Annotated in this window: 10 protein-coding genes; 9 read left to right on the forward strand and 1 reads right to left on the reverse strand. The window is 39.7% G+C overall.

The features are described from left to right. Positions 1-361: 361 nt before the first annotated feature. Both IV67_RS01630 and IV67_RS01635 read left to right on the forward strand, forming a co-directional pair. A complete protein-coding gene (locus IV67_RS01630) occupies positions 362-1,708 on the forward strand; it encodes a dihydrolipoyl dehydrogenase family protein (protein WP_057786472.1) in 1,347 nt (448 codons plus the stop codon). A 293-nt stretch (positions 1,709-2,001) separates the two neighbouring features. Next, entirely contained in the window at positions 2,002-3,609 is a 1,608-nt protein-coding gene (locus IV67_RS01635; RefSeq protein ID WP_057786474.1) for an Nramp family divalent metal transporter, read from the forward strand. Positions 3,610-3,722: 113 nt separating this feature from the next. On the opposite strand, the gene IV67_RS01640 is transcribed toward IV67_RS01635, so the two are convergent. Beyond that, on the reverse strand, positions 3,723-5,669 hold the full coding sequence (locus tag IV67_RS01640) for a KxYKxGKxW signal peptide domain-containing protein (RefSeq protein ID WP_057786476.1): 1,947 nt from the start codon (positions 5,667-5,669) through the stop codon (positions 3,723-3,725). Positions 5,670-5,880: 211 nt separating this feature from the next. Here IV67_RS01640 and IV67_RS01645 point away from each other — a divergent pair, with 211 nt between their 5' ends. From IV67_RS01645 to pgmB, 7 genes are all read left to right on the forward strand, one after another. Continuing rightward, positions 5,881-6,819 (forward strand): nucleoside hydrolase, encoded by a 939-nt coding sequence (locus tag IV67_RS01645; protein ID WP_474193374.1) that lies wholly within the window; start codon positions 5,881-5,883, stop codon positions 6,817-6,819. Positions 6,820-6,894: 75 nt separating this feature from the next. Continuing rightward, entirely contained in the window at positions 6,895-7,632 is a 738-nt protein-coding gene (locus tag IV67_RS01650; RefSeq protein WP_057786480.1) for a hypothetical protein, read from the forward strand. A 182-nt stretch (positions 7,633-7,814) separates the two neighbouring features. After that, positions 7,815-8,510 (forward strand): trehalose operon repressor, encoded by a 696-nt coding sequence (treR, locus tag IV67_RS01655; RefSeq protein ID WP_057786482.1) that lies wholly within the window; start codon positions 7,815-7,817, stop codon positions 8,508-8,510. A gap of 24 nt (positions 8,511-8,534) precedes the next feature. After that, on the forward strand, positions 8,535-9,029 hold the full coding sequence (locus tag IV67_RS01660; RefSeq protein ID WP_057786483.1) for a PTS sugar transporter subunit IIA: 495 nt from the start codon (positions 8,535-8,537) through the stop codon (positions 9,027-9,029). A 21-nt stretch (positions 9,030-9,050) separates the two neighbouring features. Continuing rightward, the gene (locus IV67_RS01665) at positions 9,051-10,553 is read left to right on the forward strand and encodes a PTS transporter subunit EIIC (protein ID WP_057786485.1); all 1,503 of its coding nucleotides are present in this window, start codon (positions 9,051-9,053) and stop codon (positions 10,551-10,553) included. Positions 10,554-10,582: 29 nt separating this feature from the next. Further along, on the forward strand, positions 10,583-12,940 hold the full coding sequence (locus IV67_RS01670) for a glycosyl hydrolase family 65 domain-containing protein (RefSeq protein ID WP_057786487.1): 2,358 nt from the start codon (positions 10,583-10,585) through the stop codon (positions 12,938-12,940). Between the two features lie 2 nt (positions 12,941-12,942). Next, positions 12,943-13,596 (forward strand): beta-phosphoglucomutase, encoded by a 654-nt coding sequence (gene pgmB, locus IV67_RS01675; protein ID WP_057786489.1) that lies wholly within the window; start codon positions 12,943-12,945, stop codon positions 13,594-13,596. Positions 13,597-13,638: the final 42 nt, after the last annotated feature.

The raw sequence follows: 13,638 nt of genomic DNA on the forward strand, positions 1-13,638 counted from the left end.
CAGCATGTGTAAATAAAGAAACCTTCGAGCTTCCCAACTCGAAGTTTTTTTGTGGTTAAAAGGGTGGGAGAAGAATTTAAGGTTGGGTTTGGTTCTATTTAATGTTGTTTTATTCTTAGATGGGCATAATACAAGACATAGAGTTACCCAAGGCTCTATCGTAACAATAAAAGAAAAAACACATGCTTGTATTTATAACCTACTCCTACTCCTAAAAATAATGAACACAAGTTAGCATGTGTAAATAAAGAAACCTTCGAGCTTCCCAACTCGAAGGTTTTTTGTATATAACATTTTGACATTTAGGCATGAGAAAGCTACGCTTATCGTAACAATACTATCGAAAAGGAGAAAATAAATCATGCGCTATGATTATGATGTAGTAGTAATTGGAGGCGGCCCGGCAGGACAGCAAGTTGCCTACGCTTTGGCCGATAAAAAAAGAGTATTAATTGTTGAGAACGATTTATGGGGTGGAACTTGTCCGAATCGTGGCTGTGATCCCAAAAAGATGTTATATGGTGTGGTTGAGGCAAAACGTCAAACATCTCTATATCAGACTAAAGGATTGGCACGGACAGCAGAGCTGACTGTAGATTGGCCTGCAATGATTGATTTTAAAGACAGTTACACATCAAAAATTCCAGGGGCGACAGAAGGTGGATTGCGACAAGCAAATATTCATCATAATCGAGGGACCGCTAAATTATTGTCAAACCATGCGATTGATTTGGAAGGCGAAGAACTTTCGGCAGATAAAATAATTATTGCGACGGGAGCCAAGGCAGCGGTACCCAATATTCCAGGTGCTGAATTTATTGAAATTAGTGATGATTTTTTGAATGAAAAAGTTTTTCCTGAAAAAATCGCGATAATTGGTGCGGGATATGTTGCCATTGAGCTGGCTAATATAGCAGTGACCGCGGGCGTGGAAGTTCATGTTTTTCAACGTGATCATGAAATATTAAAGGCTTTTCCCGCAGAATATACGAAGCAAGTGGCGGATAATCTAATTCAAAAGGGCGTTCATTTTCACTGGAATGCACATGTCACTCGTGTCGAGAAAACAGCTAATGAATTGGAAGTAAGTACAGATGACGAGACTGTAGCTGGATTTAAACATGTGTATGCTGCTACGGGGCGTCCAGCGAATGTTGCGGCATTGGATCTATCAGCAGCTGGGGTTGAAATGGCAGAGACTGGTGGGGTTAAAGTCAATGAATACTTACAAACCACTGTTGAAAATATCTATGCAATTGGAGATGTAGCTGCTTCACCAGCACCTAAATTAACACCTGTAGCTGGCATTGAAGGGCGATATGTCGCGAAATTAATCAGTGGAGAGATTTCTGAACCGATTCATTATCCAACAATTGCGCAATTGGTTTTTGCAGGTCCTGAATTGGGACAAGTGGGCGTTAGTCTTGATGTTGCTAAAAAGAATCCAGCTGAATATGAAATTAAAGTTTATGACTTGTCTGGCTGGTATACCTATAATCGAATTCAAGATGTAAGCGCACAGACATCGGTTGTTGTGAATCATGATTCGGGAATGATTGTTGGTGCAACAGTCCTAGCAACCAATGCAGAAGAGCTTTTAAACTATTTTGCTGAAATGATTGCAAATGGGCACACATCAGAAGATTTAAACAAGTGGGTACCAGTGTATCCGAGCGTCGCTAGTGACTTACAATATTTATATGAATAGCAAATGCGAAAGATACGGTTTCCGTGTCTTTTTTGTTTTGGAAGCGTTGTCATTTTCAAGTAACATTAATAATAAACTCTTAACGAAATGAACAAAAAAACTGTGTAATATTTTTATTATATATGTAAAATAATTTTTACAAATAGAATAAATAGTAATTTTGTCTAAATATAATATTAATGTTTGCAATATTTAAAATGGGAGCGTACAATGAGTTACGTTAAAGAATACCTTAAGGTGCATATGCTTTAAGATACTCGAACACTCATACATATAATAGAAAGGTGGGTAATATGAGTGAAGAGGTAAAGGCTACTGAGGAGCCAAAGAAGAAGTTTGGATTGATTTCTTATGCCAATGGAAAGTCATTGGAGGAAATCAATGGTACAATTCCCGTTCCAAAAGCATCCGATGCTGGATTTTGGAAGACACTGTTACGTTATTCAGGACCGGGTGCATTAGTTTCCGTTGGGTATATGGATCCAGGTAATTGGTCAACATCAATTACCGGTGGTCAAAACTTCGGATATCTATTGATGTCTGTTATCTTACTATCAAGTTTAATTGCGATGCTTTTGCAATACATGGCAGCTAAACTGGGTATTGTGACACAGATGGACTTAGCGCAAGCAATTCGTGCGCGAACAAGTAAAGCATTGGGTGTTATTCTTTGGATTTTGACTGAGCTAGCCATCATGGCAACGGATATTGCCGAAGTTATTGGTGCTGCGATTGCGTTATATCTATTATTTGGAATTCCATTAATTATTGCGGTTTTCATTACCGTATTAGATGTTCTATTATTGCTCTTATTGACAAAAATTGGATTCCGTAAGATTGAAGCAATCGTTGTTGCCTTGATTTTGGTTATTTTATTCGTATTCGTTTATCAAGTTGCCTTGTCAAATCCTGATTGGGCCGCTGTGGTTCAAGGATTGGTACCTTCAGCTGAAGCTTTTTCAACTAAGGAAGTTAATGGAATGACTGCTTTGAGCGGTTCATTGGGAATTATTGGGGCTACAGTTATGCCTCACAACTTGTACTTGCATTCAGCGATTTCACAAACACGTCAAATTGATCATGATGATGAAGAATCTGTTGCACAAACAGTTCGCTTCAGCACATGGGATTCAAATATCTCATTGACTGCTGCATTCTTCGTTAATGCATTGTTGTTGATTATGGGTGTTGCAGTGTTTAAGAGTGGTGCTGTTCAAGATCCATCATTCTTTGGTTTGTACCATGCACTTTCAGATTCATCTACTTTGAGCAACCCAGTTTTGATTAGCGTTGCTAAGTCAGGTGCATTGTCAGTATTATTTGCGGTTGCTTTGTTGGCTTCAGGTCAAAATTCAACTATTACTGGAACTTTGACTGGACAAGTTATCATGGAAGGATTCGTGCACATGCGCATGCCACTATGGGCTCGTCGTTTGATTACACGTTTAATCTCAGTTATTCCAGTTATTCTTTGTGTGTTGATGACAGCTGGTCAGCCAGAAGTACAACAACACGAAGCGATTAATAACCTCATGAATAACTCACAAGTGTTCCTTGCTTTCGCTTTGCCATTCTCAATGATTCCATTGTTGATGATGACTGATAGTAAGGTTGAAATGGGGGATCGTTTCAAGAACTCATGGATTATTAAGATTATGGGTTGGGTATCAGTTATTTCATTAACTGTTTTGAACTTGATTAGTCTTCCTGGTAAGACTGGTGCTATTGCTGCATTCTTTGGCGACAACATTACAAGTGGACAATTGCTTGAAGCAAACATCATTGCCTACATTGCAATTATTCTTGTTTTGGCATTACTTGCTTGGACAGTGATTGATTTGTATCGTGGAAACAAGCGTTACGCTGCTGAAATGGCTGCAAAACACAATGTTCAAGGATAATTAATAGCAAATGAAAAAGCGTTCAGTTATGAACGCTTTTTTCTTTTGTTTTCCAAAAAATAATGAATAAAAAAGAAGCTAGTTTTATAAATAACTAGCTTCTTTTTTGACGATTAATGACGCTTTTTAAGCGCACCACCAAGTCCAATTGTACCGATTAGGACACCAAGTCCAGTTAGGACAGCTTCTTGGCTTCCGGCTGTATTTGGAAGTTCTTGCTTACCTGAATTTTTAGCTGATTGCTTAATAACAGCTTTTGCTTCAGGCGTAGCAACTGTGAATTCAGAAGTTGCAGGTGCAGTAGAACCACCTAATACTTCTACAACTGTTTCAGTTGCAGAGTCAGATGAAAGTTGCTTGTCCGCGTGTGACTTTGTTTCTGGTGTTTCGACATGTTGAGACTTAGCTTCGCTACTGTCTTGGCTTTGAGCTTGAGACTTAGCTTCACTGTTGTCTTGGCTTTGAGCTTCAGATTGAGCCTCGCTGTTGTCTTGGCTCTGGGCTTCAGATTGAGCTTCGCTGTTGTCTTGGCTTTGACTTTGTTCCTGAGATTGTGATCCCGTTTCAGATTCGCTAGGTGCTTGTGAATCGGGCGTCGTAGCAGTTGGGATGTCAGTTGTATCAATTAACAAATCGAAAGGTTGCGTATTGTTGTAGGGGCCAGCTTGGACAGTGACAGTTCCTGAAAGAATTTCAGATAAAGCACTAGTTGGGAGACTGAATGTCCAAATTAATCCATCTTTTTGACCAACGATACCATTCAAGGTAAGTTTTGGTATCATATTAGCAGATTCTTCTGATGTTGCTGTGATGGTAAGTTCAGTTTGATTACCATTGATTGAAACTTTCACGTCTGAAGAAAGGTGACGTCCCATTGAAGAAGATTCTTGTGACCCAGATTTCTTGTAACTTCCAGTAGTTGAGAAGTTACCGTCTGCTAGTTGACGATTTGACTTAGAATCAGTGGCTGATTTAGACTCGGCCGTTGATTGAGATTGCGCTTCTGATTGAGAATTAGCGTTAGACTGTGCAACAGATTGAGATTGCGCCGCAGACTTAGAAGCAGCATTAGATTGTGCAACAGATTGAGATTGCGCCGCAGACTTAGAAGCAGCGTTAGATTGTGCAACAGATTGAGATTGAGCTGCAGACTTAGAAGCAGCATTAGACTGTGCAACAGATTGAGATTGCGCTGCAGACTTAGAAGCAGCATTAGATTGTGCGATTGATTGAGACTGAGCTGCAGATTGAGAAGCTGCATTTGATTCAGCAGCAGCCGTTACTTGGCTAAGATCCAATTGAAGTGCAAAAGGTTGTTCCTCATCGATAACCATAAATCCTAGGTCAGCATAAACCTTAACAAATCCGTTCATTTGTGCATTCAATTCAGAAGTTGGAATGGTGAATGAAAAGTCTGTCCCATTCTTAACACCAGTGTAGCCATTTAGTGTTATCTTTTGAAGCCAACCGGCTGTCATTGCATTTTTAGCGGGTAAAGTAATGATTGTTTGGTCATTATTAATTTTAATTGAGCCAGTATTGCCCATGTACTGTTGCATAGTTGATGTTTCAGTAGTGGCGCCGGCCTTCTTATAAGACTTTGATGTATCAGTTTTATAAGTTCCGTTTGGATATTTTTGTGTTGCTGCTGCAGTTGCAGATGCTGGCGCTGCTGATTGTGTATCAACTGATTCAGTTGCCAATGCTGATTGACTCGCACTGGTTGATACAGCTTGTGAACTAACAGCTTGCGTAGAAGCAGCTGCACTAGTTGATTGCTCTGTTGTACTGTTTGAAGCAGCTTGTGATGTTGCAGGAGTAGCGTTTTGGTCAGCAGTTGTCTTTGCTGCGTCCAGAGTTACTTCGGCTTGATTTGTTTGAGTAGAACCTTGTTGCTCAATTGTTGGTGTGGCGTTGGCCTTTGTAGCCGTACCATCATCAGCGTGGGCATCAACGGTGTTTAAACCTAATGCTGCTGTAGAAAATAGAGTTCCAACGACAGCTGATACCCAAAATTTTCCTGATTTATATAATTTCACATGTTCTGTTTGTTCATTCATAACAATCTCCTAAATACTAAACCTTTGCAATAATGATATGTGTATATTTTAACATAATATTGACATTAATGGCCGAAATGTCAGTTATATTTAATAAGTTCGTAAATAAAGCTTTTTGAACAGATTTTGTTGTTTTAATGTTATGATTACCTTGGTTGATTTAATTATATTTATAGAAATTGTTTGCGTTTTAAAGATAGGAGAAACTTTGATGGAAAAAGTTTATTTTAGTCATGATGGTGGCGTTGATGATTTAACATCATTATTGATGTTGTTGCGTTTAGAGCAAAAAGGGGAGTTGGAATTAGTCGGGGTTGGTGTTGTACCAGCAGACTGTTATATTGAACCGGCGGTGAGCGCTTCACAAAAAATGATTCAACGTTTTTCAAAGCACCATAACTTGTTGCTTAGCCAGTCGGATGCCAAAACAAATGATCCGTTTCCTAAAGAATGGCGCATGCAAACCTTTATCGTTGATGCTTTGCCGATTTTAAATGAGAATCAAGGGGGTCTTCCAGAACTATCAAAAAATTCGGCGGCGGTTGATTTGCGTCATTTACTTGAGACAACACATGAACCAATTACTTTAATTTTTACCGGGCCGGTTAGTGATTTGGGACGAGTGTTGTCTGAAAAGCCAAGTCTGATTGAAAAAATTAAACGATTAGTTGTGATGGGTGGAACCTTTGAAGCTGGTAATATTGCGGAACCGGAACAAGATGGGACGGCAGAATGGAATGTCTTTTGGGATCCAACAGCTTTTGACATTGTTGTAAAGAGTGGCATCCAGATTGAAATGGTTGGCTTAGAAAGTACACGTCAAGTTCCGTTAACGCCAGAAATTCGTCTGCGCTGGGCAAGTAAACGACAACATGAGTTAATTGATTTTGTTGGTCAAATGTATGCTACTGTACCAGCATTGACCCACTTTGAAACAAATTCAACCTATTATTTGTGGGATGTGTTAACAACCTTATATGCACATAACCCAAGCTTAGGCAAGCAAACAACTAAAAATGTGGTCGTTCACACAAGTGGGCCTAGTCGTGGTCGCACAGAAGAAAAGGTGAATGGAAATCCTTTACAATTCATCTACGACGTTGATCATGATGCTTTTTTTGATTATTTTGATTCTCTATTAATTGACTAGCTATTTTATGCTCGTTTTAAACTACCATCAGGTATCATATATATACAAAAATCTTTCAAGATGATGGGGGAGCATATGGGTAAAGATAAATATCAATTAGCGAATCGGACAGTTGATGCGCTAATTAAGTTACCAATTGTACATGTTGACCGAAAAAGTTTTTTGAAGTCGCAATTTAAAGGGTCTAAGGAATTATCAGGTATTTTAAAAGATGGACCACAAGCATATTATTCAGCTGATGAATTGCGTGAGATGGCTGATAAATTAATCAAAGAGAATGTGAGTAAGGCAACAACGGGATCTATTGCGGCCGGGTTGCCCAGCAATCCGCTGTTTATGATGGGAACTGGGACTTTTGATGTCATGCAGTATTTCTCACTTGCTTTAAGAATGGCGCAACAAATGGCATATTTGTTCGGAGAGGATGAATTATTCACTGAAGGCACACATTTAAATGAAGCCGAACGTATGCGCCTGTTTGGTTTACTTGGCGCGATGCTAGGTGTATCGGGAGCAGCGTCACTCATTTATGTGGGGTCGCAAAAGATGGCTGGTCCCATTGGGACTAAAATTGCCGGAAAAGCGGCAGTTGAAACCTTACGCCATCCGATGTTAAAGAAAATTGGGATTATGGTTGGACATCGCATCAGCCATCAAACATTAGGGCAGACCATTACTAAGTCAGTGCCGCTTGTTGGTGGCGTGACGTCAGGTGTTATTACTTATACAACTTTTAAACCAATGGGGGCCAGATTAGCTGATTTACTAGCTGATAATTTACGATTACAACAGGCCAATCTATCTACAAATTAAACGTTTAAGCATTCTACTAGTGGAATGCTTTTTTTTATTGCAAAAAGTTGTCTGGTGCGAATGTGTTGCTGTGGTAAGCGTTTTCAACGACATGACTAGTCATGTTGCGAGAGTGGTTGTATAATCTTGTTGTAACCGCTTTCATAAATTGGTACATTATTAATGTAAGGAAAGGGAGCGTGATGGAAAAATATCGGGAGATCTATTTTGATCTAAAAGATCGGCTTAATGCTGGTGAATTTGAACAAGGTAAATTATTACCTAGTGATCATAAATTAATGATGAATTATGGTGTTGCTCGCGAAACTGTTCGTAAGGCCATGAAACAATTGGCTGAAGATGGTTATGTACAACGCTTGCGAGGTAAAGGAACAATTGCAATTGATCAAAAGCAATTTCATTTTCCGTTAACTGAAATTATGAGTTATACCGAACTTGTTAATAGTGAGAATTTGCAATCAGAAAATCGGTTAATTTCATTTAAAGCTGATGTGATACCTAAGATTTTCGGCGCTGAAGAAGTTGAACCGGTACAACAAATTGTCCGGGTCCGGATGGTTGATGCAGAGCCAGACATTGTTGATTATGATTATGTGCTTAAATCCGTTGCACCGGAAATTACGGAAACTGATGCAAAGACATCATTGTTCCGATATTTTGAACAAGATTTGGGATTAGAAATTGATTACGCTGTGAAAACTTTGACCGTAGAACAAGCGACAGTTGAAGATCGGCGGCTTTTGAACATTCCAGTGCGTACACCCGTTGTTGTTGTTCGTAGTAAAACGTATTTGAAAGACAGTCGTGTGTTGTCATATACCGAATCGAGACATCGCGGCGATCGCTTTTCAAGTGTTGTTTTTGCCAAGAGACATTAATAAATATATTTAAGGAGTAAACATATGTTTGGTTTTGGAAAGAAGAAGAAAGAATTAGTTGATGATCAACGTGTTTATACGGTGACAAATGGGAATATCTTACCATTGTCTGATGTTTCTGATCCAGTTTTTTCACAAGGAATGATGGGAACTGGTTATGCCATTGAACCCGATGAGGACGCCAAAATTGTTTCGCCAGTGTATGCAAAGGTCACGATGGTACAAGGGCATGCAATTGGGCTACAACGAGCAGATGGATTACAATTTTTAATTCACATTGGTGTTGACACTGTGAATTTGAAAGGAGCGCCATTTCATGCCGAAGTCGCTGAAGACGATATTGTTGAACCTGGTGATGAACTTGTAAAAGTTGATTGGGGTCAAATTGCAGAAAGTGGGCTTGATAAGACAGTGATGGTTGTGATGCCAAATCAACAAAAATTAGGGGCAACGTTAAAAATTGATGATGCAGCGCGAACTGTAAAAGCAACGCAAGAACTTGGGACGGCTGAACGTTAAATAATTATAGGAGTAAAAGTTATGGGACAAGATTATAAAGCATTGGCTAGTGCCATTATTGAAGGCGTTGGCGGTAAAGAAAATATTAATTCAGTGATTCACTGTATTACACGTTTGCGTTTCTATCTAAAAGATGAAACTAAAGCCGATACTGCAACGATTACTGATTTAGATGGTGTTGCAGGTGCTGTTTATAACAAACAGTTAGGTCAATATCAAGTTGTTATTGGGCAAGCGGTTGAAGATGTCTATGATGAGGTTATTGCACAATTAGGAGCTAGTTATGCTGGCGGATCAGAAGAGGATACTGAGACAACCGATTCAACACCAGAAGCTGAGAAACCGACGTCATTTATTGGTTGGATTAAGTATGCCTTTCAACTTTTGATTGGAACGATTACGGGATCAATGATTCCGGTTATCGGATTGTTAGCGGCTTCAGGTATTCTGAAGGGATTCTTGACGTTATTTACGCAAAACTTACATTGGATTGATCCGGAGTCAAGTACATTCATCATTATCAATGCGATGGGTGACTCAGCTTTTTACTTCCTACCAATTCTAGTTGGATTCTGTGCGGCTAAGCAATTGAAATCTGATCCAATTGTCGTCGCAACGATTGCTGGTGTTTTGGTTCACCCATCAATTGCGGCACTTTGGGCAGCACCAACTAAAGGAATGCCAACATTATTTAATGTGCCTTTGAACGCAGATTTGTTCGGGCTTCCTATTCACATCCCACAGTATTCATACTCAATTTTCCCAATTATTTTTGCGGCATGGATGGCACGTCCAGTCGGAAATTGGTTGAAGAAGCATTTGCCATTAGCAGTACGTTCGATTTTCCAACCTTTGTTCACTGTATTTATCGTAACAATTACAGTCTTGGTTGTTATGGGACCGGTTATTTCATTGCTTTCAGCTGGATTGGCTGCTGGAATTAATTGGTTAGTAACGCTTAATCAAGCTGTGGCTGGATTTGTTATTGGTGGATTCTATCAGTGCTTGGTTATCTTTGGTTTGCACTGGATGGTTATTCCAATTATCTCAAACGACATTGCAGCAACTGGACACTCAGTTTTGAATGGATTAATTAGCTTCACAATGGTTGCTCAAGGTGCAGGAGCTTTAGCTGTTTGGGCCAAGACTAAGAATGAAAATTTGAAGGGGCTATCATTAGCCGGTGCTTTGTCAGCCTTTGCTGGTGTTACTGAACCTGCCATGTATGGGGTTAACTTGAAGTACGGTCGTGTCTTCTGGATGTCGAATATTGGTGGTGCCATTGGTGGTTTATTGGCAGGATTAATGAAGGTTGATATGTTTGGATTTACCGGATCATTGATTGGATTCCCCTCATTCTTCTCACCAACAAACTCATTTAATATTTGGGCCTTTGTTATTGCATCAGCTGTGACGGTGGTTATTTCATTTATCTGTGTTTATTTCTGGGGCTTCTCAGATTCAGATTTGGAAAATGCACGTCAAGCTGAAAAGAAGAATGTCTTTAAAGACGCTGTTGAATAATTATTATTGATTGTAGAAAGGATGTTCACATGAGTACTGAAAATTGGCAACTGAAATATGATGTCATTACTGATCAAGCTAAGTCATACGGAGAAGAAGCCTTACTAACATTGGGAAATGGGTATGTTGGTTGGCGTGGTGCACCGGTTTGGGCAACGTATGATGAAAACCACTATCCTGCACTATATGTTGCAGGGGTGTTCAATCAAACAAAGACACCTGTTGCTGGTCGTGACGTTGTAAATGAAGATTTAGTGAATTTACCCAATCCACAATTGATTAAAATCAATGTTAATGGTGAATTGTTAACGCAAGAAAAATTATCAGAACGTGAAAGTACCTTACATTTTGATAATGGGGCCTTAACTGAAATTCATCAATTTAAGGTAAGTGACGGTACGGTGACGGTTGCGACAACAAAAGTTGTTGATCCAATTGCTTGGCGTCAAATTGCCTTGCAAGTACAAATTTCGACTGATTTTAAAGCGAAGGTGCAACTTGAAAGTTTAGTTGATACAAGTATTATCAATCAAAATGTGAAGCGTTATCGTGATTTTGAATCACGTGAATTTGATGTTGACGGTGTCGATATTGAAGCACAACAAGTATTTGTTAAAACACGCCAGTCAGGGATTAACATTGGTCTTGGTGTTGATACACAGGTGCTCCAACAAAGTCAGCTTTTGCCAAAGACGGTTGATATTGTTGAAGAAAATTTGGTGGAGTCCTTTACAACAGAGTTGTTACCTGGCGTTCCAGCTACATTAGTAAAAAATATTTCTGTGATTACGTCACAAGATTATTCTGAGGAGCTCGCGCCCGCATTAACTGAGTTAATGGCTGAGACTTCGTTTGAACAAGTTCGTTTGGATAGTGCTGATTATTGGGAACAAGTATGGCGCGAAGCTGATATCGAGTTGGTTGCTGAGGATACCACTATGCAACAGTTGCTTCGCATGAATGTCTTCCATTTACGTCAAGCAGCGCAGTCAAACGCAAATCCATCGCTTGATGTATCCGTTGGCTCACGTGGTTTAACTGGTGAAGGCTATCGTGGACATATTTTTTGGGATGAGTTGTTCTTAATTCCTTATTATGCTGCTAACGATCCACGAACGGCGCGTGCGTTGATTCAATATCGTATTCAACGACTTGCTGCTGCACAAGCGAATGCTCACAAAGAACAAGAAGCAGGGGCAATGTTCCCATGGCAAGCGGGACTTTATGGGGACGAACAAGCACAAGTGATTCATTTGAATACAGTAGATAACACATGGATTCCAGATAATTCTCGCTTACAACGTCATGTGAGTCTTGCGATTGCGTATGATCTTTGGGTTTATACAAAGGTTACAGGTGATGAAAGCTTACTTAATAATGGTGGCTTAACCATGATTTTGGAGATTGCGAAGTTCTGGCTTAACAAGGTCGAACTTGCATCAGATGACATCTACGACCTTAGTGGTGTGATGGGACCTGATGAATTTCACGAAGCTTACCCAGATTCAAATGAAGGCGGTTTGAAAAATAATGCTTACACCAATGTGATGTTAGCTTGGTTATTGGAATGGATTTTGGAACTAGGGGATGAATTGTCAGCATTTGAGGCAATTGCATTTAGTGATGACTTTGATGAATTGATGATGGAAAAAGTTTCAGATGTTGCTCACGGTTTGCGCTTAGAACGTAATGACGAAGGTGTCTTTGCGCAATATGAAGGCTACTTCAATTTGAAGGAACTGGATTTTGAAGCTTATACAGAAAAGTATGGTGATATTCACCGTGTTGATCGCTTGCTAAAGGCAGAAGGTAAGTCTCCCGATGATTACCAAGTTGCAAAGCAAACTGACTTATTGATGCTCATGTATAACTTTGACAGTAAGCATGTTGAAAAGTTATTGAACCAATTAGGTTATCCAGTTGAAGCAGATTGGTTGTTGGCAAATACAGAATATTACTTAGCACGTACAGTTCATGGTTCAACGACATCACGTCCCGTTTTTGCTGGTATTGATGTTGAACTAGGACGCTTAGATGAGGCTGAAGCTTTACTATCAAGTGCCATTCGTTCAGATGTAGATGATATTCAAGGTGGAACAACCGCTGAAGGTATCCATACTGGTGTGATGGGTGAAACATTGGCAGTGGTTCAAAATAAATTTGGTGGTGTTAAATTGACCGGTGATATGCTAGAAATTGATCCACATTTGCCAACTTCATGGGAATCATTGCACTTTAAGCAACGCTATCAGAATACGTTAATTGATATTATTGAAACGCATGCTTTTATTTCAATTACATCTGATCATGAGATGCGGGTCGAAGTTGCGGGTGATGTTTATACACTAATGGCGGATGAGCCTTTAGTTGTGAGTTTGGAGGCATAAAAATGGTTGAGTTTAACGATATAAAAGGTGTCGCGTTTGATATGGACGGGGTCATTGCAGATACAGCTAAGTTTCACACGATGGCTTGGCGGCAATTAGCCGAAAGTCTGGGGGTTACTTGGAATCCCGAATTACAAGAGAATTTAAAAGGGATTGGCCGAATGGATTCATTGAATATGATTTTGGAGGCTGGCGACATTGTTGATAAATACTCTGACGCTCAAAAAGAGGCGTTAGCAACATCAAAGAATGACGCATATAAGGAACTCATTGCGACATTGACACCCGATGATAATTTACCGGGGATGAAAAACTTTTTGGATGAATTGCAAGAAAATGGTTATCAGATGAGTGTGGCTTCTGCTTCAAAAAATGCACCATTCATTTTAGAACGACTAGGTTTGACGAGCTATTTTGTCGGCATTGTTGATCCAGCTAGTTTACATGCTGGTAAACCTGACCCAGAAATTTTTGCGCGAGCTGCTGAGATTTTAGATTTAGACCCACAATATGTGATGGGCTTGGAAGATTCTGAGGCAGGAATCCAATCAATTCGTGGGGCCAATGAATTGGCCATTGGGATTGGTGTAACTGGTGATGTAACGCTCGCCTCAACACAAGAAGTGAGCTTGGCTGCAATTAAAGCACAAGTATAGTAAACAGTTGATTCAAGCGACCTGATTTGGGTCGCTTTTTTC

The organism is Weissella minor (assembly GCF_001437425.1).
Lineage (GTDB): Bacteria > Bacillota > Bacilli > Lactobacillales > Lactobacillaceae > Weissella > Weissella minor.